Annotated in this window: 22 protein-coding genes and 1 tRNA gene; 10 read left to right on the top strand and 13 right to left on the bottom strand. The window is 71.7% G+C overall.

Features of this window, described 5'->3' with window-relative positions:
* Positions 1 to 113: 113 nt before the first annotated feature.
* Positions 114 to 1,133 carry a hypothetical protein gene (locus tag AB0J76_RS38450; protein WP_352322002.1) on the bottom strand — a complete coding sequence of 340 codons (1,020 nt, stop codon included), beginning with the start codon at positions 1,131 to 1,133 and terminating at the stop codon, positions 114 to 116.
* A 384-nt stretch (positions 1,134 to 1,517) separates the two neighbouring features.
* On the opposite strand from AB0J76_RS38450, the gene AB0J76_RS38445 reads away from it, so the two are divergent.
* Genes AB0J76_RS38445 through AB0J76_RS38420 form a run of 6 tightly spaced genes read left to right on the top strand, consistent with a single transcriptional unit; the run spans position 1,518 to position 7,965 of the window.
* The gene (locus AB0J76_RS38445; protein WP_352322000.1) at positions 1,518 to 2,831 is read left to right on the top strand and encodes a Wzz/FepE/Etk N-terminal domain-containing protein; all 1,314 of its coding nucleotides are present in this window, start codon (positions 1,518 to 1,520) and stop codon (positions 2,829 to 2,831) included.
* On the top strand, positions 2,828 to 4,093 hold the full coding sequence (locus AB0J76_RS38440; protein WP_352321999.1) for a hypothetical protein: 1,266 nt from the start codon (positions 2,828 to 2,830) through the stop codon (positions 4,091 to 4,093). The genes AB0J76_RS38445 and AB0J76_RS38440 overlap by 4 nt, the downstream gene beginning before the upstream one ends.
* Complete coding sequence (locus tag AB0J76_RS38435) at positions 4,090 to 4,986, top strand: hypothetical protein (RefSeq protein WP_352321998.1); 897 nt, start codon at positions 4,090 to 4,092, stop codon at positions 4,984 to 4,986. Before AB0J76_RS38440 ends, AB0J76_RS38435 begins: the two co-directional genes overlap by 4 nt.
* Entirely contained in the window at positions 4,983 to 5,837 is an 855-nt protein-coding gene (locus AB0J76_RS38430) for a sulfotransferase domain-containing protein (RefSeq protein ID WP_352321996.1), read from the top strand. Before AB0J76_RS38435 ends, AB0J76_RS38430 begins: the two co-directional genes overlap by 4 nt.
* Positions 5,825 to 7,078, top strand: a complete 1,254-nt coding sequence (locus AB0J76_RS38425) for a lipopolysaccharide biosynthesis protein (RefSeq protein ID WP_352321994.1) — start codon at positions 5,825 to 5,827, stop codon at positions 7,076 to 7,078. Before AB0J76_RS38430 ends, AB0J76_RS38425 begins: the two co-directional genes overlap by 13 nt.
* Positions 7,075 to 7,965, top strand: a complete 891-nt coding sequence (locus tag AB0J76_RS38420; protein WP_352321992.1) for a sulfotransferase — start codon at positions 7,075 to 7,077, stop codon at positions 7,963 to 7,965. The genes AB0J76_RS38425 and AB0J76_RS38420 overlap by 4 nt, the downstream gene beginning before the upstream one ends.
* Here AB0J76_RS38420 and AB0J76_RS38415 read toward each other — a convergent pair.
* The 12 genes from AB0J76_RS38415 to AB0J76_RS38360 form a co-directional block, all read right to left on the bottom strand.
* Complete coding sequence (locus tag AB0J76_RS38415; RefSeq protein ID WP_352321991.1) at positions 7,955 to 8,977, bottom strand: WecB/TagA/CpsF family glycosyltransferase; 1,023 nt, start codon at positions 8,975 to 8,977, stop codon at positions 7,955 to 7,957. The two genes, AB0J76_RS38420 and AB0J76_RS38415, sit on opposite strands and share 11 nt — an antisense overlap.
* Before the next feature lie 17 nt (positions 8,978 to 8,994).
* A complete protein-coding gene (locus tag AB0J76_RS38410) occupies positions 8,995 to 9,882 on the bottom strand; it encodes a glycosyltransferase (RefSeq protein WP_352321990.1) in 888 nt (295 codons plus the stop codon).
* A complete protein-coding gene (locus AB0J76_RS38405; protein WP_352321988.1) occupies positions 9,879 to 10,778 on the bottom strand; it encodes a sulfotransferase in 900 nt (299 codons plus the stop codon). The genes AB0J76_RS38410 and AB0J76_RS38405 overlap by 4 nt, the downstream gene beginning before the upstream one ends.
* Positions 10,779 to 10,917: 139 nt before the next feature.
* Positions 10,918 to 12,180 (bottom strand): sulfate adenylyltransferase subunit CysN, encoded by a 1,263-nt coding sequence (gene cysN, locus AB0J76_RS38400; protein WP_352321986.1) that lies wholly within the window; start codon positions 12,178 to 12,180, stop codon positions 10,918 to 10,920.
* Positions 12,180 to 13,094 carry a sulfate adenylyltransferase subunit CysD gene (gene cysD / locus AB0J76_RS38395; RefSeq protein WP_352321984.1) on the bottom strand — a complete coding sequence of 305 codons (915 nt, stop codon included), beginning with the start codon at positions 13,092 to 13,094 and terminating at the stop codon, positions 12,180 to 12,182. The genes cysN and cysD overlap by 1 nt, the downstream gene beginning before the upstream one ends.
* 18 nt (positions 13,095 to 13,112) lie before the next feature.
* Complete coding sequence (locus tag AB0J76_RS38390; RefSeq protein WP_352321982.1) at positions 13,113 to 13,877, bottom strand: 3'(2'),5'-bisphosphate nucleotidase CysQ; 765 nt, start codon at positions 13,875 to 13,877, stop codon at positions 13,113 to 13,115.
* Positions 13,877 to 15,253 carry a sugar transferase gene (locus tag AB0J76_RS38385; protein ID WP_352322006.1) on the bottom strand — a complete coding sequence of 459 codons (1,377 nt, stop codon included), beginning with the start codon at positions 15,251 to 15,253 and terminating at the stop codon, positions 13,877 to 13,879. Before AB0J76_RS38385 ends, AB0J76_RS38390 begins: the two co-directional genes overlap by 1 nt.
* Positions 15,254 to 15,485: 232 nt before the next feature.
* Positions 15,486 to 16,070, bottom strand: coding sequence for an aminoacyl-tRNA hydrolase (gene pth / locus AB0J76_RS38380; protein WP_352321980.1), 585 nt, complete (start codon positions 16,068 to 16,070; stop codon positions 15,486 to 15,488).
* Between the two features lie 63 nt (positions 16,071 to 16,133).
* The gene (locus tag AB0J76_RS38375; protein ID WP_352321978.1) at positions 16,134 to 16,763 is read right to left on the bottom strand and encodes a 50S ribosomal protein L25/general stress protein Ctc; all 630 of its coding nucleotides are present in this window, start codon (positions 16,761 to 16,763) and stop codon (positions 16,134 to 16,136) included.
* A gap of 97 nt (positions 16,764 to 16,860) precedes the next feature.
* Complete coding sequence (locus AB0J76_RS38370; protein WP_352321976.1) at positions 16,861 to 17,838, bottom strand: ribose-phosphate diphosphokinase; 978 nt, start codon at positions 17,836 to 17,838, stop codon at positions 16,861 to 16,863.
* Positions 17,835 to 19,286: a bifunctional UDP-N-acetylglucosamine diphosphorylase/glucosamine-1-phosphate N-acetyltransferase GlmU gene (gene glmU, locus AB0J76_RS38365; RefSeq protein ID WP_352321974.1), complete on the bottom strand. Its 1,452-nt coding sequence runs from the start codon at positions 19,284 to 19,286 to the stop codon at positions 17,835 to 17,837. Before glmU ends, AB0J76_RS38370 begins: the two co-directional genes overlap by 4 nt.
* Before the next feature lie 135 nt (positions 19,287 to 19,421).
* Positions 19,422 to 19,493, bottom strand: a tRNA-Gln gene (locus AB0J76_RS38360).
* Between the two features lie 303 nt (positions 19,494 to 19,796).
* Here AB0J76_RS38360 and AB0J76_RS38355 point away from each other — a divergent pair.
* From AB0J76_RS38355 to AB0J76_RS38340, 4 genes are all read left to right on the top strand, one after another.
* Positions 19,797 to 20,735: an acyl-CoA desaturase gene (locus AB0J76_RS38355; RefSeq protein WP_352321972.1), complete on the top strand. Its 939-nt coding sequence runs from the start codon at positions 19,797 to 19,799 to the stop codon at positions 20,733 to 20,735.
* 79 nt (positions 20,736 to 20,814) lie between these two features.
* Entirely contained in the window at positions 20,815 to 21,684 is an 870-nt protein-coding gene (locus tag AB0J76_RS38350; RefSeq protein WP_352321970.1) for a TetR family transcriptional regulator, read from the top strand.
* 55 nt (positions 21,685 to 21,739) lie between these two features.
* On the top strand, positions 21,740 to 23,800 hold the full coding sequence (locus AB0J76_RS38345) for an RNA degradosome polyphosphate kinase (RefSeq protein ID WP_352321968.1): 2,061 nt from the start codon (positions 21,740 to 21,742) through the stop codon (positions 23,798 to 23,800).
* Entirely contained in the window at positions 23,790 to 24,635 is an 846-nt protein-coding gene (locus AB0J76_RS38340) for an NUDIX hydrolase (RefSeq protein WP_352321967.1), read from the top strand. Before AB0J76_RS38345 ends, AB0J76_RS38340 begins: the two co-directional genes overlap by 11 nt.

Genomic DNA, 24,635 nt, shown 5'->3' with positions numbered 1-24,635 from the left:
CCGCGAGGGAGTGCCGTCGCCTGGAGGAGCGGCGGGAGCGCAGCGACCAGAGCGGGGGAAGGCGGCGGCGTAAGGCGACCGAGCCGCCTCACGCAGTGAGGCCATGAACACCGCTAGGGCCGCGGCACGCGGGTCGAGCGGAAGTAGCGGTCGCGGGCGAGCTGGGTGAAGGCGCGGGCCGCGCCCGGATCGGAGTCGAAGCTCGTGTTGCCGCGCGGCGCCTGCGGCGAGTCGAAGTACAACAACGCCTTGATCTGCGGATACCGCTTGATCTGTCTCAGCACCGACTCGAAGAAGCGCCGTTTGAAGGCCCGGTCGGCCGGCCGCTCGAACACCCCCCACTCGGCCACCATGACCGGCTTGCCGGGGAAGCGCGCCTGCATCCACCGGTAGAACCCCGGCCAGCTGCCGTACTCCTTGCGGGTCTTGTTCACCAGCCCGTCGAAGTCGTGCACCCGGTCGTCGGCGTACGGGTCCATGGCCACCCAGTCGACCACGTCGTCACCGGGGTAGAGATCCTCGAACCAGGGCTTGGCCGCCCAGTTGGGCGCCCCCATGTACGTCATGACCGTCACGGCGTTCTTCACCCCGCGCTCGCGCAGCCTGAGCACGACGTGCCGGAACATCGCCGCGTAGTCGCCGGCCTGCATGCCTGACCCCGAGCGGGCGTCGACGTCGTTCTCCGGCTCGTGGTGGAGGGTGAGGAAGAACCGTTCGGGGAAGGTGCGCCTGAGGTGGTCGGCCAGGCGGTCGATCCGCCGGTCGAGGGCGCCGTCGGCGATGTCGGCCCAGGTGCGGTCGAGCGACGGCTTCCAGTTGATCATGAGCAGCCGGGGACGGCCCGGGTCGCGGGCCAGGCCGATCTCCTGGGGGGTGGGGAACAGCTCGCTGCCGCGGTGGTAGACGTGCAGCACGTCGGCGCCGGCGCCCATGCGCGACTCGGCCCCGCGCAGCGCCTCGGCCACGGGAGCGCCGGTGAAGACCTCGGGCGCCACGCCCCACCAGGCGCCGCAGGAGGGGATGAGCCTGGCGGTGACCGCGCAGGAGGGCGCGCCGGCCAGCTCGGCCGTGCTGGTGTCGACCCGGGCGGGCGCGCCCTCGGCCGTCGAGCAGGCGGCCAGGAGGGCGAGCACCGCGCAGGTGATTGCGGTTTTCGTCGCGAAAGACGCGAAGTGACACTTCATCGCGCAAGACGCGACATAAGAAAAGCCCCGAAGCTGCAACGCCTTCCAACCCCCTTGTCGACGGACCCCCGCCTATCAAACCTGAACCTTGCCATGCCATTCCTCGAACTTCAGCCAGTGTGCTCGTCTGCCCAGGTCACAGCCCCGAACCCGCCACCCACATTTTCTGGAAATATCCATTTAAAAAGGGGCATCTTCGCGGCCGTACCGGAAAAAATCTTCAGTATTCGACTTGGGTAATATCCGTCCGGCCTATAGTGGGCGCACACTGCGCCGAGTGACGCAGCGTTGCCAATCCGCGACAGCGCGCATCCCCTCCAGGAGACCGTCCCCATGAGCCCGTCGCCGGACCTCCAGGCGCGCCGCCCGGGCGCCGACCTGGACGAGCACCTCTCCCTGCTGCGCAGGCGGTGGCTGCTGCTCGTCGGCTGCGTCGTGGTCGGCGGCACCGCCGGGCTCGCCCTGCTGCGGGCCACCCCGCCGGCCTACACCGCGGTCACCCAGATCCTCGTCACGCCCGTCGACGGTCAGGACCAGGCCAACCAGGTGAGCAACCGCCAGCGCGAGCCGCTCAACCTCGACACCGAGGCCCAGATCGCCCAGTCGGCGGTCGTCTCGGCGCGGGTCGCCCAGGCCCTGCGGATCACCGCGCCGCAGCCGGTCGAGGTCTCCGTCCCGCCCAACTCGGCCGTGTTGTGGGTCTCGGTGACCGACGCCGATCCCGTGGCCGCCGCCGCGCAGTCCCGGGCCTACGCCGACGCCTACCTGGCCAACAGGCGCGAGAGCGCGCAGGCCGCGATGGCCGAGCGGCAGCAGGCGGTGCTGGCCAAGCTCAAGCAGGTCAACACCGGCCTCGACGCGGCCATCAAAGAGGTCGGCCGCCTGCCCAAGGGCAGCGCCGAGCACGCCATCGCCACCCAGCGCCAGAGCGTGCTCAACCGGCAGGCCGCCAGCCTGACGCTCAAGTACGACGCGCTGCGCACGGTCGCGGTGACCCCCGGCTCGGTCATCAGCGAGGCGCTGCCGCCGACCCGGCCGAGCTCCCCCAGCCTGCCCCTCTACCTCGGCACCGGCCTGATGGCCGGCCTGCTGCTCGGCGCGGCGGCGGCCTACGCCCGCGACCGGCTCGACACCCGGCTGCGCACGGCCGCCGACGTCGAGCGGCTGACCGGGCTGCCCGTGCTGACCGATCTGTCCACCTCCCGTGAGCACGGCGTGCTGCACGAGCTGGCCTGCGCCGTGGTCGCGGCCTGTCCCGGCAAGCGGCTGCTGGTCCGGTCGCTGCCCGCCGACCTCTACGCCTCCTCGCTGGCCGAGCCGCTGGCCATCAGCGCGCCGCTGTCGGTGCTCGACGGCTCCGACGTCCGCGACCTGGCGCGGGCCGACGCGGCCCTGCTGCTGGTCGGGCTGGGCCGGGTCACCGCCCCGGAGGTGACGGCGGCCGCGCGCCACCTGGAGCGGCACGACGTGCCCGTCGTGGGCGTGGTGACGGCGACCGACGCGGTGCCGGAGTTCGTCCCGCTGCTGGAGCCGCGCACCCACACCTCGCTCGGCAAGCTCGTCGCCACCGGCGAGCTGGAGGTGAGCCTAGCGGCCGAGACCACGCCCATGCCGTCGTTCCACCACCGGCAGCGCAAGCAGACGTGACACGACCAGCCTGGCCGATCGCGGCGCTCCTGCTCGGCTACCCGATCTGGTGGGCGCTGGGGTTCGGCGGCCTGTCGGTGGTCGTCCTGGCCGTGCCGATGGCGGTGATCCTGTGGCGGCGGCGGCCGATCCGGGTGCCCCACGGGTTCGGCCTGTGGCTGCTGCTGCTGGCCGGCTACCTGCTGAGCGCGATGATGCTGGACGAGCTGCCCCCCGGCACGTACGGCGAGTTCAGCGCCGGCCGCCTGATCGGCTGGGCCATGCGCCTGGCCCTGTACGTGTCCGTCCTGGTCATGGTGCTCTACCTGGGCAACCTGAGCGAGCGCGAGCTGCCGCAGCTGCGCCTGGTGCGCTGGCTCGGGGTGTTGTTCCTGACCACGGTCGCCGGCGGCCTGCTCGGCGTCCTGGTCCCGCATTTCGCCTTCACCTCGCCGGTCGAGCTGCTGCTGCCCGGCTGGATCAGCGAGAACTCCTTCGTCCAGAACCTCATCCATCCCACGGCCGCCCAGACCCAGAAGGTGCTCGGCTACTCCTCCCCCAGGCCGGAGGCGCCCTTCGAGTGGGCCAACGCGTGGGGCAGCAACGCGTCGGTGCTGCTGATCTGGTTCGTCGTCGGCTGGTGGACGTACGGCGGGCGGGGGCGCCGGGTGCTGGCGGTGCTGGTGATCGCCCTGGCCGCGATCCCGGTCGTGTACTCGCTCAACCGCGGCCTGTGGATCGGGCTCGGGCTGGCCGTGGCGTACCTGATCGTGCGGGTGGCGGGCCGGACCAGGGTCGTGCTGTGCGGGGCGGTGGCTGCCGGGCTGGTGGTGTTCGCGCTCAGCCCGCTGGCCTCGGTGTTCGCCCAGCGGCTGGACAAACCGCACTCCAACGACGTCAGGGCCTTCACGATGACCGCCACGGTCGCCGCGGCCCGCCACTCGCCGGTCATCGGCTACGGCAACACCCGCAACTCGCTCGGCAACCACCGCTCGATCACCACGGGCAAGACGCAGTGGTGCGCGGCCTGCGGGCACCCGCCGCTCGGCAGCGACGGGCAGCTCTGGCTACTGCTGATCACCCAGGGCTTCACCGGGGCCGCCCTCTACGTGGCCTTCTTCCTCGGCGCCATCCGCCGCCACTGGGCCGACCGCTCCCCGATCGGGCTGGCCGGGGTGCTGGTGATGGGCCTCGTGCTGCTCTACATGTTCGTCTACGACGGCCTGGTGACGCCGCTGAGCCTCTATCTCATCTCGTTCGCCCTGCTGTGGAGAAACGCATGAAGGACGCCTCCGCGCGGCTCGGATACCTCCGCGAGACCGTGCGCCTGCTGTTCCCTGGTACCGGGTCGCCGCGGCCGTACTCGGTGCTGCCGCACCGGGTGCTGCCCCGCCGGCTGGCGCCGCGGCGCTGGTGGCACGTGGGGGGCGCGGTCACCGTGCCGCTGGAGGGGTCCGTGGCGGCTTATCTGGGCGAGGTCTTCGACGCGCCCGTGGAGATCGTGCTGCACGTGCGTCCGGCGTTGCGGCCCAACCGCAAGCCCGTGCTGGAGGCCCGTACCGGGGGGCGGCTGCTGGCGTACGTGAAGGTCGGCGACAGCCCGCTCGCCCGCGAGCTGGTCGGCCGCGAGGCGGCCGCGCTGCGCGGGCTGGCCGCGGCGCCGCTGAAGACCGTCGTCGTGCCCGACGTGCTGCACCACGGCGAGTGGCGCGGCCTGCCCGTGCTGGCGCTGTCACCCCTGCCCGTACGGCGCGGCCGGGTGCCCCCGGCCCTGCTGCACGCCGCGATCATGGAGATCGCCGCCACCGGCGGTCCGGTGCCGGCCTGGCACGGCGACCTGTCCCCGTGGAACATCTGCCCCTCCGCCGACGGCCGGCTGCTCGTCTGGGACTGGGAGCGGTACGAGACCGGCGTCCCCTACGGCCTCGACGCCGCGCACCACCTCTTCCAGCGGGCGCTGCGCAGGATGGACCCGGCCACGGCGGCCCGCGCCTGCCTGGCCAGGGCGCCCCGCGAGCTGGCCCCGCTCGGCCTGTCGTCGGCCGAGGCCAGGCGGACGGCGCTGCGCTACCTCATCGTGCTGGCCGACCGGCACGCCGCCGACGGTCACAGCCCGCTCGGGCCGCCCGAGACCTGGCTCAACCCGGCCGTCGACCACGAGGAGCTGCTGCCATGAGGACGATGAAGCGGCCGGTGTTGTCCTTCTCGCGGCTGGCGGGCCGGTTCACGTCGAGCGCGCGGGTGCTGCCGTCGTTCCTGATCGTGGGGGCGCAGCGGTGCGGCACGACCTCGCTCTACCGGGCGCTGGCCCAGCATCCGCTGCTGCTCAAGCCCGTCCTGCACAAGGGGGTCCACTACTTCGACGTCGGCTACCACCGGCCGATGGCCTGGTACCAGGCGCATTTCCCGCTGCGTGCGGGCGCGGCGCTGCTGTCCCACCGGTACGGCGGCCGCACCCACGCGTTCGAGTCGTCCCCCTACTACCTGTTCCACCCGCTGGCCGGTGAGCGGATCGCCGCCGACCTGCCCGGGGTCAAGCTGATCGTCCTGGTCCGCGACCCGGTCGAGCGGGCCTGTTCGGCCCACGCCCACGAGCTGGCCAGGGGCTTCGAGTCCGAGTCGCACCTCGAATCCGCCCTTGAGCTGGAGGCCGGACGGCTGGCCGGGGCCGAGGAGAGCCTGCGCGTGTCGCCGTTCTCCGAGCACCACTCCCACCGCCACCACGCCTACCTGGCCCGCGGCCGGTACGCCGACCAGCTCGACCGCCTCGAACCGCTCTTCGGCCGCGACCGGATGCTGGTGCTCGACAGCCACCGGTTCTTCGCCGAGCCCGAGACCGCCTACGACCGCGTGCTGGAGTTCCTGACGGTGCCGCACCTGGGCTATCCGGCGTTCGAGCGGCACAACGGCCGGCCGCTGCCCCGGCCCGTGCCCCGGGTGCTGGAACGGGCGCTCCGGGACCATTTCGAGCCCTACGACGCGCGGCTGACGCGCTGGCTGGGCGGTGAGCCGTCGTGGCGCCGGTGATGGTCCGGCGCGGGATCGCCGGGCTGACCGGCGCCGGGGTGAGCGCGCTGACGCAGTTCCTGGTGGCCGTGGTGGTGACCAGGGCGTTCAGCCCGGCGCAGGCGGGGGCGTTCTTCAGCGTGACGGCCCTGGCGCTGATGGCCGCCGGCATCGCCAAACTGGACGCCGGGAACGGTCTGGTGTACTTCATCGCGCGGGCCAGGACGTACGGCTATCGCGGTATCTCCGGATATTTCCGGGCGGCCATGGTGCCGTGCACGCTGGCCGCCTGCGCGGCCGGAGTGCTGCTGGAGCCGCGCATCGGGCTGCTGGCCTGGGCCCTGCCGGTGATCGTGCTCGGCGACATCGCGCTGGCCGCCACCCGCGGGTTCGGCTCGATGCGGCCCACCGTGCTGCTGGACGGCGTGCTGCTGCCCGCCGCGCAGCTCCTGCTCGTCACCTGGGCGGCGCTGGCCCACGCGCCGCAGTGGCTGCCGGCGGCCTGGGCGCTGCCCTTCCTGCCGCTGCTCGTCCTGGCCCTGGCCGACCTGCGCGGACGGGCGCCGCGCACGCCGTACCTGCCGGGGACCGCGCGTGACCTGTGGCGGTACACCGCGCCCCGGTCCGCCGCGGGGGCCATCCAGGCGGTGTTCCAGCGGCTGGACATCGTGGTCGTCGCCCTGCTCGGCGGGCCGGCCCAGGCCGCCGTCTACACGGCCGCCACCCGGTTCCGGGTCGTCGGGCAGCTCGCCAACCAGGGGCTGGCGCAGGCCGTGCAGGAGCGGCTGGTCCGGGCGCTCGCCGACGGGGAGCTCGGCCGGGCGCGCGAGCTGTACCAGGCCACCACGATCTGGCTGGTGCTGCTGACCTGGCCGGTGTGGCTGGGTTACGCCGTCCTCGCGCCGTGGCTGCTGCGCGTCTTCGGCCCCGCGTACGGCGCCGCCGCCCCCATCGCCCTCGTCCTGGCCGGGACCATGCTGGTGGCCACCGCCTGCGGCATGGTCGACGTCGTCCTGACGGCCGCCGGCCACACCCTGGCCAGCCTGCTCAACCTGCTGGCCGCGGTCGCCGTCACGGTCGCGCTCGACCTGGCCCTGATCCCCTCCCACGGGGCGTTCGGCGCGGTCGTCGGCTGGTCGGCCGGGGTGATCGTGAAGAACCTGCTGCCGCTGTGGCAGCTCCACCACCGCTACGGCCTGCGCCCGTTCGGCCGCCACACCCTGCCCGCCCTGCGCCCGCGCACCTGGGCGGCCGCCGCGTGAACACTCCCGTCCTGGTCACCGGCCTGCCGAGGAGCGGCACGAGCTGGGCCGGCAAGATGCTCGCCGCCGGGGGCGGCCTGGTCTACGTCAACGAGCCGCTCAACCCGCAACACCCGCCCGGCCGCTGCCCCGGCGTGTTGCGGGCCGAGGTCGCCCACCGGTTCCAGTACATCTGCGACGACAACGCCGCCGACTTCCTGCCCGCCTTCCGCGACACGGTCGCCCTGCGCTACCACTGGCTCGCCGAGCTGCGCGCCAACCGCTCCCCCTACGACCTGGCCCGGCTGGCGCGCTACGGCACCGCGTTCGCGTTCGGCCGCCTGGCCGGGCGCCGGGCGCTGCTCGACGACCCGTTCGCGGTGTTGTCGGCCGGTTGGTTCGCCCGGCGGCTGGGGTGCGCGGTCATCGTCCTCGTCCGTGATCCGGTGTCGTTCGTGGCGAGCTGGCGCCGGCTCGGGTGGCGGTTCGACGTGGGCGACCTGCTCGGCCAGCCGCTGCTCGTCCGCGACCATCCCGGCCTGCTGCGGCTGTGCCCGCTGCTCGGCTCCGCCGACGACCTGGCCACGACGGCCGCCCTGTGGCGGGCCGCACGGTCGGTGCTGGCCGCCACTACCGGCGTCCTGGTGGCGTCGTACGAGTCGCTGGCCCAGGATCCGGTGACCGGTTTCCGGCGGCTCTACGCCCACGCGGGCCTGCCGTGGTCGCCGGCCGCCGAACGCCGGATCGTCCGGGCCTGCACCACGCCGTCCCGCCGGTCGGCGGCCTTCGCCTGGTCGGGGTTGTCCCGTACGGCCTTCCGTCCGATGGACTCCCGTCACGCCCTGGCCACTGCGGCCCGGGGGCTCACCCCGGCCGAGGCGGCCCGGGTCCGGGCCCTCACCGCCTGAGTCTCGTCAGCAGGCAGCCGGCGAGCAGGCGTACCGCGAAGGGGAGGTCGTCCACGAGGTAGCGCCGCGCCAGCCGGCCGGGCTCGCTCATCAGCCGGAACGCCCACTCCAGCCCTGCCCTCCGCATCCAGCGCGGCGCCCGCCGGACGGTGCCGGCGGCGAAGGCGATGGCGGCCCCGCAGCCCACGAACCACGCCTGCGGCAGCTCCTCGCGCAGCTCGGCGATGAGCAGATCCTGCCGGGGGAAGCCCAGCCCGACGAACACCAGGCGGGGCCGCGCCGCGACCACCCGGCGCCGCACCCGCTCCCTGCCCTCCGCCGTGTCGTCGAAGCGGTACGGCGGCGCGTGCACCCCTGCCACCTTCAGCCCGGGACGGCAGCTCCTGAGCTCGTCGGCGGCCAGCTCGGCCACGCCCGGCGGCCCGCCGAGCAGGTACACCGGCCAGTTCCGGGCCGCGGCCACCTCGCTGAGCGACCAGATCAGGTCGGCCCCCGTGACCCGTTCGGGCAGCGGGGTGCCGAGCAGCCTGGCCGCCCACACCAGCGGCATGCCGTCCGCCACCACGATCTCGGCCGAGCCCACGAGCTCCTGCAGGGCCGGGTCGCGGGCGACGGCCCGGCAGATGTCGACGTTGGGCGTCACGATGCGGCCGCCCCGGCCGGCCGCGGCCTCCGCCGCCATCCAGCGCACCACGTCGGCCTCGGTGACGACGTCCACCCCGACCCCGCCCACCCGCACGCGCTCCGCCGCACGTCCCCGGCGCCCGGCCTCGGCGGGCCCGCGACCCGCCAGGCGCTCGGACGGAAGGGTGCGGGCGACCTCCGGCTCGGCGCCACGGCCCCGGCCGGCCACGGCCGGCCCGGCCGCGCGGACCCGCGCGGCCTCGGCGGCATGCCCGGCCGCCGACGCGTAGGTCCGGGCGGACGCGGCCTCGGCGGCCCGCCCGCGCGCGGGCGGGGAGTCGGAGACGGGGTCCGGGGCGGGCGGACGCTGGACGGGCACGGCGGGCACGCGGGTCCTGGGCGGGGTCAAATGCCGTGCCCCCGTCCGTGCAGCAGCCCGAGCACGGTCGCGGCCGGGACGATCCCCGCCGCGACGGCCAGCGCGATCGGCGCCCGCGGCTCACCCGGCCGCGCCCCGAACGCGCGCACCGCCCACCGGACCGCCGCGCGCCGCCGCCCGAGCGCCGCGTACGCGAAGGCGAACTGGCCGTAGACCCGCGCCGCGCCGCGCCGGTCGGCGGCCAGCTCGGGATGGCGGTCGAGCATCCAGTCGAGCCCCGCGATCCGGTCCGCCCAGCGGGCCGCGTAGTGGGACGAACCGCCCCACCGCACCCGGACGAGCGGCCGGTCGACGTGCGTGATCGGCCGCCGCCGGGCCGCCCGCAGGGCCAGGTCCCAGTCCTCGTTCTGGCCCCCGGGGGCGCTCTCGTCGGCCCACAGGGCCCCGCGCCGGAACAGGAACGTCGAGGAGTGCACCATCACCATGCGCGACCGCAGGAGATCGGCCATGGTCACCGTGTCGGCGCCGGCGAGCCTGGCCACCCGGCGCCCCGCGTGTTCGATCTCGATGGCGCAGCTCGCGAACTCGCCTCCGGTCACGGCCAGCGCACGCGCCTGGGCGGTGAGCTTGCCCGGCAGCCACAGGTCGTCGTCGTCGCAGAAGGCGACGAGATCGGTGTCGAGGGCCGCGATGCCGGTGTTGCGCGCCCCGGGAAGCCCCGGGGTACGCCGGTTGGCCAGGACGGGCACGCCCAGCTCCGGCCCCGGGCAGCCGCGCCCGCCGTCGTGGACCACGACCACGGCGAGCCGCCCCGGATAGTCCTGGGCCAGCACCGCCGCCACGGCCTCGCGCAGCAGCCCGGGCCGGTCGCCGCAGGTCGGGATCACCACCCCCACGGACGGCGGCGCGCTCACGCGGCGACCTCCCGGTAGCCGTACCGGACGCGGAGGGGCCAGGTGAGCGCGGTGACCAGCCGCCGGTCGCGGACGGGCAGCCCCGAACGCCACGAGTCGTCGCACCGCAGCCGGATGCCCCCGACCTGGAACCGCATCGGATTGCCGGACGCGGTGTGCGCGGGCCCGAGCCGCGCCGTCGTGCCCTCCAGGAACGGCAGGCCGGGAACGTCGAGGCCGAGGAAGCCGGCCAGCGAGGTCAGCGTGGGCTCCGGACGGGCGACCAGGTCTTCGTAGCGCACCCGGGTCACCAGGGCCCCCTGACGGGCGAGGAGCTCGAGACCGGCGTTCTGGGCCGTCCAGTGGAGGGACGTGCGCAGCGGCCCCCAGCGGGTCATGGGACGCCCGTCCTCGGGCCGCTCGACGGTCCTGCGCCAGGAGTGGGCCACCGCCCGCGGGTCGCGGACGACGTGCACCACGCGTACGTCCATGCCGGCCGCGACCAGGCAGTGGGCGAGGGAGGCGTGTTTGCTGGAGTCGATCACGACGGGTGCGCCGGTCGCCTCGTAGACCTTCCGGTACGCCCGCGCGTACTCGGCCAGGTCGGGATGCGCGATGCGCCCCATCCGGTGGGTGCGGTCGACCCGTCGCCGCAACATGAGCACCCGCTCGGCCACCGACGGCCGCCATCCGCCGAACGCCGCCCGGCCCACCTGCAGCCAGAAGTCGCAGGCGGCGAAGGCGGCGCCGCAGCCGCACGGCTCTCCGGCCAGCACGCCCCTGGACCACAGATGGACCACCTCGCCGAGCGCCACGACGCCGGGCAGCTCGGCGAGCAGCCGTTCCAGCAGGGTGGTGCCACTACGGCCGAGGCCCCCGAGGAAGATCACTCGGGTGGCGGATGCGCGGTCGGTCACAGGGGAGGGCCTTCACGTCGCCAACACGGAACGCGACGACCCTAGCGCGGAGGGTAATCAGATGGTCAGGAAACCCTGCAAAGATCTACCGAAACGGCGAACGGCCCGGCGTGGTGTCGCCGGGCCGTTCGCATGACGCTCAGCTGGCGTCGATGATCATTCCGGCGCCGACCGTGCCGTTGGTGGCCTCGTCCACGAGGATGAAGCCGCCGGTCAGCCGGTTGCGGGCGTAGTCGTCGACGAACAGCGGCTGGGTGACCCGCAGCGAGACCCGGCCGATCTCGTTCAGGCCGAGGGCGGTGGCCTCCTCGTCCCGGTGCAGCGTGTTGACGTCGAGCCGGTAGTGCAGGTCGCGCACCAGCGCCCGCGCCGTACGGGTGGTGTGCTTGATCGTCAGCTTGGTGCGCGGGGTCAGCTTGAGGCCGTCGGCCATCCAGCAGACCATGGCCTCCAGCTCCTGGGCCGCGTGCGGCTGGTTGTTGGGCCTGGCGATCATGTCGCCGCGCGAGATGTCGAGGTCGTCCTCGAAGCGCAGCGTGACCGACATGGGCGGGAACGCCTCCTCCACCGGCCCGTCGAACGTGTCGATCGAGGCGATCCGCGTGCTCAGCCCGGACGGCAGGTGGGTCACCTCGTCGCCCGGCTTGAGCACCCCGCCCGCGACCTGCCCCGCGTAGCCGCGGTAGTCGTGGAAGGCGTGGTCGGTGGCCTTCTGCGGACGGATCACGTACTGGACGGGGAAGCGCACGTCGACCAGGTTGCGGTCGGAGGCGATGTGCACGTTCTCCAGGTGGTGGAGCAGGGACGTGCCGAGGTACCAGGGCATGTTCTCCGAGCGCGAGACGACGTTGTCGCCGTTGAGCGCAGAGATCGGGATGAACGTCAGGTCGCTCACGTTGAGCTTGGAGGCGAAGGAGGTGAACTCCTCCCGGATCTCCTCGAACCGCTCCTGCGAGTAGTCGACCAGGTCCATCTTGTTCACGGCCAGCACCAGGTGCGGCACCCTCAGCAGCGAGGTCAGGAACGCGTGCCGGCGCGACTGCTCCAGCACGCCCTTGCGCGCGTCGATGAGGATGATCGCCAGGTCGGCCGTGGAGGCGCCGGTGACCATGTTCCTGGTGTACTGGATGTGGCCGGGCGTGTCGGCGATGATGAACTTGCGCTTGGGCGTGGCGAAGTAGCGGTAGGCCACGTCGATCGTGATGCCCTGCTCGCGCTCGGCCCGCAGGCCGTCGGTCAGCAGCGACAGGTCGGTGTACTCGGTGCCGCGGTCGCGGGAGGTGCGCTCGACCGCTTCGAGCTGGTCCTCGAAGATGGCCTTGGAGTCGAAGAGCAACCGTCCGATGAGGGTGGACTTGCCGTCGTCGACGCTTCCCGCGGTGGCAAAGCGAAGAATGTCCATCAGAAGTAGCCCTCTCGCTTGCGGTCCTCCATGGCGGCCTCGGACGAGCGGTCGTCGGCCCTGGTGGCCCCCCGCTCGGTGATCCGGGTGGCCGCGATCTCCTCGATGATCTCCTCGACCGTGGCGGCCGTGGACTGCACGGCGCCGGTGCAGGTCATGTCACCGACCGTGCGGTAGCGTACGACGGCCTCGAACAGCGGCTCGTCGTCGCCGCGGGACACGACGTCGGAGTCGGGCAGCAGCATGCCGTCGCGCTCGAACACCTTGCGGGTGTGCGAGAAGTAGATCGAGGGGATCTCGATGCCCTCACGCCGGATGTAGTCCCAGATGTCGAGCTCGGTCCAGTTGGACAGCGGGAAGACCCGGATGTGCTCACCTTTGCGGATGCGGGAGTTGTAGAGGTTCCACAGCTCGGGGCGCTGGTTCTTCGGGTCCCACTGGCCGAAGTCGTCGCGGAAGGAGAACACGCGCTCCTTGGCGCGGGCCTTCTCCTCGTCGCGCCGGGCGCCGCCGAAGACGGCGTCGAACTCGTGCTCCTCGATCGCGTCGAGCAGCGTGGTGGTCTGCAGGCGGTTGCGCGAGGCGCGCCGGCCGGTCTCCTCGACCACCCGGCCGCTGTCGATCGACTCCTGCACGCTGGCCACGATCAGGCGCGCGCCCAGCTCCTCGGAACGGCGGTCGCGGAACTCGATGACCTCGTCGAAGTTGTGCCCGGTGTCGACGTGCATCAGCGGGAACGGGATGGCCGCGGGCCAGAACGCCTTCTCCGCGATGCGCAGCATGACGATCGAGTCCTTGCCGCCGGAGAAGAGCAGACACGGCCGCTCGAACTCCGCCGCCACCTCGCGCATGATGTGAATGGCCTCGGCTTCGAGTACGTCGAGCTGCGACGTCGTGTAGTCGCGCTGGAGCATGGGCGCTTCCTCCGGCGGTTAGCGATGCAGGTCCCGAATTCCGGCGAGCAGGGATGTCGCCAGCTCCGGTAGGGAAACCAGGATATCCGGTAGTGACGGGTCCGCTTGGTTGTAGGTCAGCTCCGAGCCGTCGACGCGGCTGGCGAACGCCCCGGCCGCCTGCGCGACGGCGACGGGCGCCGCGGAGTCCCACTCGTACTGGCCGCCGGCGTGCACGTACGCCTCGACCTCGCCGGTGAGCACCGCGGAGATCTTGGCCCCCGCCGAGCCGATCGGCACCAGGTCGGCCCCCAGCAGGTAGGCCAGCTTCTGGACGAACTCCGGCGGCCGGGTGCGGCTCACCGCGATGCGGAAGCGGCCCTTCTCGAAGGCCGGCAGGGCGGGCGGCTCGGCGGTGGTCAGCGTACGGCCCTGCGCGGGCAGCGCCACCGCGCCCGCGGTCAGCTTGCCGCGCTCCCACAGCGCGACGTGCACGGCCCAGTCGGCCCGGCCCTCCTCGGCGAACTCGCGCGTGCCGTCGAGGGGGTCGACGATCCACACGCGCTCGGCGCCCAGCCTGCGCGGGTCGAGCCGCTCCTCGCGGGTGGCCTCCTCGGACAGCACACTGTCACTCGGACGCAACCGTGCCAGCGCCTCCATGAGGAACACGTGCGCGGCCCGGTCGCCCTCCGCGCGCAACGCGGCGGAGTCGCCGAACCCGGTGCGCTCGCGGACCTGCAGCAGCCTCTCGCCCGCCTCCGTCGCCAGGTCGCCGGCCACGGCGTGGTCGTCGCGAATCGTCATCAATATGCTCCTTGCCCGCGGGCGACGGCCGACCAAGTCTTCCACAGGATCTGCAGGTCCAGCGTGAGGGACCAGTTCTCCACGTAACGCAGGTCGAGACGGACGGATTCCTCCCACGATAGGTCAGATCGTCCGCTCACTTGCCACAGCCCGGTCAGCCCGGGACGCACCAGAAGCCGTCTGCGCACGTCGTCACCGTAGCGCGCCACCTCCTCCGGAAGCGGCGGGCGGGGGCCGACGAGCGACATGTGTCCGAGGAGCACGTTGATGAGCTGGGGCAGCTCGTCGAGAGAGTGGCGGCGCATCAGCGTGCCGAGCGGCGTCACGCGCGGATCGTTGCGGATCTTGAACAGCACGCCGTCGTGGTCGCTGACGAGGGTGATCTTCTGCTGCTCCGAGCCGCGCCGCATGGTACGGAACTTCAGGATGGTGAACGGCCTGCCGTCCTTCCCGACGCGGGTCTGGCGGAACAGCGCGGGCCCCGGGCTCGTGCCGCGCACGGCCACGGCCAGGGCCGCCAGCAGCGGTGACAGCAGCACCAGCAGACCGGCGGCGACCACGCGGTCGAAGACGTTCTTGACCAGTTGCCGGGCGCCGGTCAGCTCGGGGTGCTCGACGTGCAGCAGCGGCAGCCCGGCGGCCGGCCGGATCATCGTGCGCGGGCCGGCGACGTCCATCAGGGCGGGGGCGACCACCAGCTCGGTGTGGGTGCGCTCCAGCCGCCAGGCCAGCCGGCGCAGCGCGTCGCCGTCCATCTCGGGGCAGGCCAGCACCGCCACGGTGTCGGCGCGCAGCTGGTCGACGACCAGCGGCACGTCGCCGAAGTCGCCCGCGACGGGCACCTCGGTCAGCACCCCGGGCGGCTCGCCGTAGGGCAGGCAGGCGGCCACGACGTCCATGCCGTGGTGGCGTTCCCTGCGGAAGAGGTGGACCAGCTCGGCGACCGAGGCCGGGTGGCCGACCGCGACCACGCGGCGCATGCAGGCCCCGGCCGCCCTGCGCCGGTTGAGCGAGCGCCGCAGCAGGTAGCGGGCGACCAGCGTGAGCAGCGTGACCAGGGGCAGCGCGAGCACGACGTAGCCGCGGGCGACGTCGGTCTTGGTGACGTACGAGCCGATCGCGGTGGCCGCGGTCAGCGCCACACCGGCGTGCACGACGCGGCGGAACTCCTCGGAGCCGACGCCGATCATGCGGGGCTCGTAGGCCCGGTTGAGCGCGACCGCGCAGATCCACACCCACGGCAGCGCCACGCTGACCAGCAGGTACGGCAGCACGTAGGGGGTGAACCCGCCGAACCTGCCGCAGAAGGCGGCGGCGGACCCGATGCCCGCCCCGCACAGATCGCCCACCACGGCACGGAACCGGTAGGAACGCATCCATGCCGGAGTCACCGGGCTGACCCGCCACGAGAGGGCCTCGCCGGACTTCACGGGCTCTCCTGCCTCACTCCGTGAGGCGGCCTCGGTCGCCAAATGCCGTCTTCCCCCGCTCCGCTCCCGCCGTCGCTCCGGGCGGTGGCACGCCTCTGTGTGCCCGTTCCCGAACGGACAGTCACCGATGCTAGCCGGGCGTGCGCCGCGACAGGCGGCGAACGGTTCTATGCGGCGATCAGCGCGGAGGGCCGGAAATGTGGAGATCAGCCCGGTGGAAGTCGTTCTGGGTGGCTTCCAGGCCGCGGGCCATGAGCGACTCGACGACGTCGGCGCCCCGGTCGACGAGGAAGGGCAGATCCTTGCGCTCGACGGTGGCGAAGTCTCGCAGCACGAAGGTGGCCGGGTCCATGCGGCCGGGCGGCCGGCCGATGCCGAAGCGCACCCTCAGGTAGTCGCGGGTGCCGAGGACCTTGGTGATGGACTTGAGCCCGTTGTGGCCGTTGTCGCCGCCGCCCAGCTTGGCGCGCAGCGCGCCGTAGGGGACGTCGAGCTCGTCGTGGACGACGATCAGCCGGTCGGGGCCGATCTTGTAGAAGTCGGCGAGCGCCTTGACCGGCCCGCCCGACAGGTTCATGTACGTCAGCGGCTTGGCCAGCACGGCCGCCCGCGTCTCCAGCACCTCGGACCTGCTCTTGTGCGCCTTGAAGCGCCCGCCGGCCCGCGCGGCCAGCTCGTCGAGCACCATGAAGCCCGCGTTGTGCCTGTTACCCGCGTATTCGGGCCCCGGATTGCCCAGTCCGACGATCAGCCAGCGGTCCATGTGCGCTCCCCTTACAGCGGAACGGGGGCGGCCTCGCGCCACCCCCGTTGTCGCGGTACGTGCTTACTCGGCGGCAGCCTCGGCGCTCTCGCCCTCGCCCTCGGCCTCGGCGGTCTCGCCCTCGGCGGCCTCCTCGGCCTCCGCGGCGGGCTCCTCGGTCGGCTTGGCGATGACGTGGAGGACCACGGCCTCGGGGTCGGCGGCCAGCGTGGCGCCCGACGGCAGGTCGAGCTGCGCGGCGGTGACCACGGTGCCGACCTCCATGCCCTCGACGTCGACCTCGACGCCGGTCGGGATGTGGGTGGCCTCGGCCTCGACGGCCACCGAGACCAGCTGCTGGTCGAGCAGGCCCTCGGAGTTGACGTCGCCGGTCGTGGTGACCGGGATCTCGACGGTGACCTTCTCGCCGCGCTTGACCAGGAGCAGGTCGACGTGCTCGACGAAGCCCTTGATCGGGTCGCGCTGCACGCCCTTGGGCAGGGCGAGCTCGTCGACGCCGTCACCCTGGAGGCGGATCAGCACGTTGGGCGTGCGGAGGGCGAGCAGCACCTCGTGACCGGGCAGGGTCAGGTGCTTGGGGTCGATGCCGTGCCCGTAGAGGACGGCGGGCACCTTGTCGGCGCGGCGGATCTTGCGGGCGGCGCCCTTGCCGAACACCGTGCGCGGCTCGGCGGCGATACGTACTTCAGACACGACATCTCCTAGGGATGCAGAGATCGGATTGTGGCGCGCTCCCCCTCACCCGCCCTAGCGGAAGGCGTTACGAGCGCAACCCGTACAGCTTACTCGCTCAGGTGTCGCCCTCGAACAGGCTCGTGACGGAGCCGTCGGTGAAGACCTCGGTGACGGCGCGCGCGATGAGCGGCGCGATCGAGAGCACGGTCAGCTTGTCGAACCGCTTGGCCTCCGACAGCGGCAGCGTGTTGGTCACGATGACCTCGGAGATGCGCGAGTTCTTCAGCCGGTCGACGGCGGGGTCGGAGAAGACCGCGTGGGTGGCGGCGACGATGACGTTGGTGGCGCCCTGCTCGTAGAGGGCGTCGGCGGCCTTGCAGATCGTGCCGGCGGTGTCGATCATGTCGTCGATCAGCACGCAGGTGCGCCCGCTGACCTTGCCGACGACCTCGCTGACCTTCACGGAGTTGGCCACGTCGAGGTCGCGGCGCTTGTGGATGAAGGCCAGGGGCGTGCCGAGGGTGTCGGCCCAGCGCTCGGACAGGCGGACGCGGCCGGTGTCGGGCGAGACGACGGTCGTGTTCTCCAGGTCGAGCTTGTTCTTCAGGTAGCTCTCCAGGACCGGCATCGCGAACAGGTGGTCGACGGGACCGTCGAAGAAGCCCTGGATCTGCGAGGTGTGCAGGTCGATCGACATGAGCCGGTCGGCGCCGGCGGTCTTGAACAGGTCGGCCATCAGCCGGGCCGTGATGGGCTCGCGGCCGCGGCCCTTCTTGTCCTGGCGGGCGTAGCCGAAGAACGGCATGACCACGGTGATGCGCTTGGCCGAGGCCCGCTTGAGCGCGTCGACCATGATGAGCTGTTCCATGATCCACTTGTTGATGGGACCGGTGTGGCTCTGGATCACGAACGCGTCGCAGCCGCGGACGGACTCCAGGTAGCGGGCGTAGATCTCGCCGTTGGCGAAGTCGATCAGTTTGGTGGGGGTGAGGGAGACGCCGACGTGCTCGGCAACCTCTTCGGCCAGCTCTGGATAGGCCCGGCCGGAGAAGAGCATGAGGTTCTTCTCGCCCGGCTGTTTGATGCTGGTCACTGTTCGTTCTCCTGCTGTGCTCGCTCGGCCAGCGCCCGTTCGGCGGCGGCGGCCGACTTGGTGCCCGCGCGCTTGCGCAGGACCCATTTCTCGATGTTGCGCTGTCGCGCCCTGGCCACGCCCATCGCCCCTGGGGGTACGTCGCTGACGATCACGGACCCGGCCGCGGTGTTGGCGCCTTCGCCGATCGTCACGGGGGCGATGAGCATGGTGTCGCAGCCGACGAACGCGCCGTCGCCCACGGTGGTGTGGTGTTTGTCGACCCCGTCGTAGTTGACGAAGACGGTGGAGGCGCCGATGTTGACGTCTTCCCCGATGGTGGCGTCGCCGGCGTAGGTGAGGTGGGGCACCTTGGAGCGCTCGCCGACCTTGGTGTTCTTCATCTCGACGAACGTGCCCGCCTTCGACCTGCGGCTGAGCACGGTGCCGGGACGCAGGTAGGCGTAGGGGCCGACGTTGGCCTCGGGGCCGATCTCGGCGTCGTCGCAGACCGCGTTGCGCACGACGGCGCGCTCGCCGACGCGGGTGTCGGTCAGCGTGGTGGCCGGGCCGACCTCGGCGCCGGCGCCGATGACCGTGCGGCCGTGGAGCTGGGTGCCGGGGTGGACGACGGCGTCGGGCCCGATCTCGACGTCCACGTCGACCCACGTGGTGGCCGGGTCGACGACGGTGACGCCGGCGCGCATGTGCTGCTCCAGCAGCCGCTGGTTGAGCACCTTGCGGGCGAAGGCGAGCTGGACGCGGTCGTTGACGCCCTCGACCTCGACGTAGTCGGCGGCCACGCAGGCGCCGACCCGGTGGCCGTCGCCGCGCAGGATGCCGAGGACGTCGGTGAGGTACTCCTCGCCCTGGGCGTTGTCGGTGGACACGCGCTTGACGGCGTCGGCGAGCAGCAGGCCGTCGAAGGCGTAGATGCCGGAGTTCATCTCCTTGATCGCGCGCTGCTCGTCGTCGGCGTCCTTCTCCTCGACGATCTCCAGCACGGCGCCGGAGGGGTCGCGGACGATCCGGCCGTAGCCGGTCGGGTCGGGCACCTCGGCCGTCAGCACGGTGACCGCGTTGCCGTCGGCGGCGTGCTTGGCGAGCAGCGTGGCGAGCGTGCGGGCCTGCATGAGCGGCACGTCGCCGTAGGTGACCAGGATCGTGCCGGCGATCGTGCCGACCTCCTCCAGCACCGTGCGGACGGCGTGGCCGGTGCCGCGCTGCTCACGCTGGACGACGGCGCGCGCGTCGGGGCTGGTGGCGGCCAGATGACCGCCGACCTGTTCGAGCGCATGGCCGATGACCACGATGAGCCGCTCGGGATCGAGGTCGCGGGCGGCGGCGAGCATGTGGTCGACCAGCGCGCGGCCGCACAGCTCGTGGAGGACTTTCGGGGTCTGGCTCTTCATCCGGGTGCCCTCGCCCGCGGCGAGGACGATGACGGCTGCCGGGCGCGGCACACTCACGGACTGAGACTCCCTGTGACTGGACGGATCAGGGTCGTCGGCGCGGCTACCGCGCCGCAACCCTCCCGACACCGTGAGGATACCTGCCCGGTTCGGAACTCTTTCGCGCGGGGAGTCGCGGGATGGCTGTCAAGGCTCCCGGAAGAGGACTCGAACCCCTACAAAGTGGACCAAAACCACTTGTCCTGCCGATTAGACGATCCGGGACGGACCGGACGCCGTGGCGTCCGACACACAGCCCCTACGATACCGAGCCCGCACGGGCGTATGCGCCCTCAATTCTCTCGCACATCTCCAGTGCCGCGAATACCGGGGACACGCGGGGGTAGTCGGCGCGCTGGTCGTATAACAGAACACCCCAAAAGCCGCAAGGCACGAAACCCACTCACCTGGGCGCGCCGGCCGTCAGCTAAGTGACATCCACACTTAGGGCTTCCTTACTTACGATGGCGTAGGTTACGGTGGCGTAGCCTGGACATTCATCCTCATACATGTAGTTGGAGGTAGCCCATGACCGTTCTCGCCGAGCGTTCCTCCCCCGCCCCGAAGCCCGACTTCGAAGAAGAACCGAAGTCCAGGGCCGAGATCATCACGTTCGCACTCGTGGTCGGACTGCCCCTGGTCGCGCTCGCGGCGGCGGTCCCGCTGGCCTGGGGATGGGGACTCGGCTGGACGGACATCGTCATCGCCTTCGTCTTCTACGTCGTCTCCGGGCTCGGCGTCACCGTCGGGTTCCACCGCTACTTCACGCACGGCTCGTTCAAGGCCAAGCGGCCGTTGAAGATCGCGATGGGCATCGCGGGCAGCCTGTCGCTGGAGATGTCCGTGCTGGACTGGGTGGCCACGCACCGCAAGCACCACAAGTTCTCCGACAAGGACGGCGACCCGCACTCGCCGTGGCGCTTCGGCCCCGGCTTCAGGTCGATGTCCAAGGGCCTGCTGTACGCCCACATGGGCTGGCTGTTCGAGAGCGAGCGCACCAACCGCGAGAAGTACGCCCCCGACCTGTGCAAGGACGAGGACATCCAGAAGCTGCACAAGTGGTTCCCCACGCTGGCCCTCGTCTCGGTCCTGCTGCCCGGCGTGCTCGGCCTGCTGCTGACCTGGTCCTGGCAGGGCGGCCTGACCGCGCTGTTCTGGGGCTCGCTGATCCGCATCGGCCTGCTGCACCACGTGACCTGGTCGATCAACTCGATCTGCCACGTCTTCGGCGAGGAGTCCTTCCAGACGCGTGACAAGTCGCGCAACGTCTGGTGGCTGGCCATCCCGTCGTTCGGCGAGTCCTGGCACAACCTGCACCACTCCGACCCCACCTGCGCCCGGCACGGCGCGCTCAAGGGCCAGATCGACCTCAGCGCCGGCCTGATCCGCCTCTTCGAACGGGCGGGCTGGGTGTACGACGTGCGCTGGCCGACGCCAGAACGCCTGGCGGCGAAGCGCATTGCCTGACGAGAATCAGCCGATGAACGGCCATTCGTCCGTGGCCGTCATTATGGAACCCGTGACCGAACCCCGATCTCGCAGGCGCATGTCCGGTAGAGAGCGCAGAGAGCAGCTGATCCGGATCAGCCGCACGCTGTTCGCCGAGAAGGGGTTCGACGGGACCTCCATAGAGGAGATAGCCGCCACCGCGCAGGTGTCCAAACCCGTGGTGTACGAGCATTTCGGCGGCAAGGAAGGCGTTTACGCGGTCGTCGTCGACCGCGAGATGCAGAAGCTGCTCGGCATGATCACCTCGGCCCTCGCCGCCTCCCACTCCCTCATCAAGCTGGAGCGGGCCGCCCTGGCCCTGCTCCAGTACATCGAGGAGAGCAGCGAGGGCTTCCGCATCCTGGTGCGCGACTCGCACGCGGCCTCGGGCACCGGCACGTTCGCCAGCCTGATCAGCGAGATCGCCAGCCAGGTCGAGGACGTCCTGGCCGACGAGTTCGCCGGCCGGGGCTACGACCCCAAGCTCGCCCCGATGTACGCCCAGATGCTGGTCGGCATGGTCGCGCTGACCGGCCAGTGGTGGCTGGACGTGCGCAAGCCGGGCCGCGAGGAGGTCGCCGCGCACCTGGTGAACCTGGCCTGGAACGGCCTGACCGGGCTGAACCCGAGCCCGGTCATCTCGGTGGCCACCCGCAACCAGGCCGCCGCCGCCGCCAAGCCGCGCGTCAGCGACAAGGATCTGCGCGAATTCGAGAAGGCCCGGGAGAAGGAGCTCAAGGAAGCCGAGAAGCTCCGCCAGCGAGAGTTGCGTGACGCGGAGAAAGCCCGGGTACGAGAGTTGAAGGAGCGCGAGCGGCTGCTGAAGGAGGCGGAGAAGGCCCGCGAGCGCGAGGAGAAGATCCGTCAGCGGGAGGCCAGGCTCGCCGAGCGCGCCGCACGCCTGGAGCAGGCCGACCAGCCAGAGTGAGTTCGTTGCGGCTACGTTAACGTTCCGTTCAACCAATCGGGGCAATATAGGCCATATGTCCGCGGAACCGCTGCAATCGGGAAACGACCTGCCCCTGCCACAGGAGCGGTTCCTCAACCGCGAGGAAAGCTGGCTCCAGTTCAACGAGCGCGTCCTCGAACTGGCCGAGGACCCGTCGGTCCCGCTGCTCGAACGGGTGCGCTTCCTGGCCATCTTCGCCAGCAACCTGGACGAGTTCTTCCGCGTACGGGTGGCCGGCCTGAAGCGGCGCATGGCCACCGGGCTGCTGCTGCGCACCAAGAGCGGGCTGAAGCCGCGCGAGGAGCTGGCCCGGATCGCCACGATCGCCGACTCCCTGGCCAAGCGGCACGCCGCCGCCTTCCACGACCGTGTCTGCCCCCAGCTCGCGACCGAGGGCATCGAGATCGTCCGGTGGGACGACCTGGGCCGCGAGGAGCGCACGGAGCTGCGCAAGCTGTTCAGGGAGCGGATCAGGCCGGTGCTGACGCCGCTGGCGGTCGACCCGGCGCACCCGTTCCCCTACATCTCCGGGCTCAGCCTCAACCTGGCCGTGCTGGTGCGCAACCCGATCACCGACCACACCGTCTTCGCGCGGGTGAAGGTGCCCTCGCAGCTCCCCCGGTTCGTGCCGGCGTCGAAGGACCGGTTCGTGCCGCTGGAGGACGTCATCGCGGCGCACCTCGGCCAGCTGTTCAAGGGCATGGAGATCCTCCAGCACCACGTCTTCCGCGTCACCAGGAACGAAGACCTCGACGTCGACGAGGACGTCACCGAGAACCTCATGCAGGCGCTGGAGAAGGAGCTGCTCAAGCGGCGGTTCGGGCCGCCCGTGCGGCTGGAGGTCGAGGAGACCATCACGCCCGAGGTGCTGGCCCCGCTCATCGAGGAGCTGGAGCTGGCCCCGCACGAGATCTACCGGCTGCCCGGCCCGCTCGACCTGACCGGCCTGCACGCCATCGCCGACCTCGACCGCGGCGAGCTGAGCTATCGCCCGTTCGTGCCGGCCGAGGTGATCAACGCCGAGGACGACCTCTTCTCCACCCTGCGCGAGCGCGACGTGCTGCTGCACCACCCGTACGACTCGTTCGCGACCAGCGTCCAGCGGTTCATCGAGGTGGCCGCGGCCGACCCGCGGGTGCTGGCGATCAAGCAGACCCTCTACCGGACCAGCGGCGAGTCGCCCATCGTCGACGCGCTGATCGACGCGGCCGAGGCGGGCAAGCAGGTCGTCGTGGTCGTGGAGATCAAGGCCCGCTTCGACGAGCACGCCAACATCTCCTGGGCCAGGAAGCTGGAGCGGGCCGGCTGCCACGTGGTCTACGGCGTGGTCGGCCTGAAGACCCACTGCAAGCTGGCCCTCGTCGTCCGGCAGGAGCCCTCGGGCGAGCTGCGCCGCTACTGCCACATCGGCACCGGCAACTACAACCCCAAGACGGCCCGCCAGTACGAGGACTTCGGCCTGCTCACCGCCGACCCGCTGGTGGGCGAGGACGTCACCGACCTGTTCATCCACCTGACCGGCTACTCCAACCACTCGGCCTACCGCCGGCTGCTGGTCGCGCCGCACTCGATGCGCAGCGGCCTGCTGGCCAGGATCGACCGGGAGATCGCCCACCAGCAGGCGGGCCGTCCGGCGCGGATCAGGATCAAGACGAACTCGCTGGTGGACGAGCCGATCATCGACGCGCTCTACCGGGCGTCCAGGGCGGGGGTGCCGGTGGACCTGTGGGTGCGCGGTATCTGCATTCTTCGCCCCGGAATCCCCAACTTGTCAGAAAATATCCGCGTAAGGTCGGTTTTGGGGCGCTTTTTGGAGCACTCCCGCGTGTACGAGTTCGGCCTCGGCAGACGTCCCGAGGTGTGGATCGGCAGCGCCGACCTGATGCGCAGGAACCTCGACCGCCGGGTCGAGGCCCTGGTCAAGGTGACCTCGCAGCAGCACAAGGCGTACCTGATCGAGCTGATGGACCTGGCCATGGCCGACACCACGAACGCGTGGTGGCTCAACTCCGACGGCACCTGGATCCGCCACGAGGGCGAGGATCTGCAGAGCCATCTCGTCGGCACCAGGCGATGGAGGACCGTTGACGACTGACCTGCTCCGGGCCGCCGGAGCCGTGGTCTGGCGGGGCGCGGAGAGCGGCCCCGAGGTGGCGGTGATCCACCGCCCGCGCTACGACGACTGGACCTTCCCCAAGGGCAAGCTGGAGAGCGGCGAGCACGTCATCGCCGCCGCCCTGCGCGAGGTCACCGAGGAGACCGGCCTGACGGTCGTCCTGGGCCGCGCCCTGCCGCCGATCCACTACCTCAGCGGCGGCCGGCTCAAGCGCGTCGACTACTGGACGGCGCGGGTCGCCTCCGACGCCGGCTTCGAACCGGGCGACGAGGTCGACGGGCTGCGCTGGCTGCCCGTCGACCGGGCTCGCGAGCTGCTGACCTACGAGTGGGACGCCGGGCTGCTGCGCGCCCTGGCCGCCGCGCCGCTCGCGACCGTGCCGCTGGTGCTCGTCCGGCACGCCACGGCCGGGTCCAGGAGCCGGTGGGACGGCGACGACGCGCTGCGCCCGCTGGACGACCACGGCGGCTCCCAGGCCGCCGCCCTGGCCACCGCGCTGCCCGCGTACCGGCCGGAGCTGCTGGTCAGCTCGCCCAGCCGGCGCTGCGTCCAGACGCTGGAGCCGTACGGGACCGGGATCGGGGCCGAGATCAGGACCGAGCCGCTGCTCAGCGAGGAGGGCCAGGACCCGCACAAGACGCCGGAGCTGGTCGGCGACCTCGCCGTGCCCGCGGCCGTGTGCAGCCACGGCAAGGTCCTGCCGCACCTCATCCACGCGCTGAGCGGCAAGGACGTGCACCTGCGCAAGGGCGCGTTCGCGGTGCTGCACCGGGTCGGCGGGCACGTCGTCGGCGTGGAGCGCTACGCGACCTGA

It is taken from the genome of Nonomuraea sp. NPDC049624, from assembly GCF_040675255.1.
Taxonomy (GTDB): Bacteria; Actinomycetota; Actinomycetes; order Streptosporangiales; family Streptosporangiaceae; genus Nonomuraea.
This window is presented reverse-complemented; position numbering and strand designations above follow the sequence as displayed.

Coding starts and splice junctions, on each gene's coding strand:
- AB0J76_RS38445 (WP_352322000.1), top strand. CDS start 1,518: ATGAGCCCGTCGCCGGACCTCCAGGCGCGCCGCCCGGGCGCCGACCTG.
- AB0J76_RS38435 (WP_352321998.1), top strand. CDS start 4,090: ATGAAGGACGCCTCCGCGCGGCTCGGATACCTCCGCGAGACCGTGCGC.
- AB0J76_RS38430 (WP_352321996.1), top strand. CDS start 4,983: ATGAGGACGATGAAGCGGCCGGTGTTGTCCTTCTCGCGGCTGGCGGGC.
- cysN (WP_352321986.1), bottom strand. CDS start 12,180: ATGGACATTCTTCGCTTTGCCACCGCGGGAAGCGTCGACGACGGCAAG.
- cysD (WP_352321984.1), bottom strand. CDS start 13,094: ATGCTCCAGCGCGACTACACGACGTCGCAGCTCGACGTACTCGAAGCC.
- AB0J76_RS38390 (WP_352321982.1), bottom strand. CDS start 13,877: ATGACGATTCGCGACGACCACGCCGTGGCCGGCGACCTGGCGACGGAG.
- AB0J76_RS38385 (WP_352322006.1), bottom strand. CDS start 15,253: ATGCGTTCCTACCGGTTCCGTGCCGTGGTGGGCGATCTGTGCGGGGCG.
- pth (WP_352321980.1), bottom strand. CDS start 16,070: ATGGACCGCTGGCTGATCGTCGGACTGGGCAATCCGGGGCCCGAATAC.
- AB0J76_RS38355 (WP_352321972.1), top strand. CDS start 19,797: ATGACCGTTCTCGCCGAGCGTTCCTCCCCCGCCCCGAAGCCCGACTTC.
- AB0J76_RS38350 (WP_352321970.1), top strand. CDS start 20,815: ATGTCCGGTAGAGAGCGCAGAGAGCAGCTGATCCGGATCAGCCGCACG.
- AB0J76_RS38345 (WP_352321968.1), top strand. CDS start 21,740: ATGTCCGCGGAACCGCTGCAATCGGGAAACGACCTGCCCCTGCCACAG.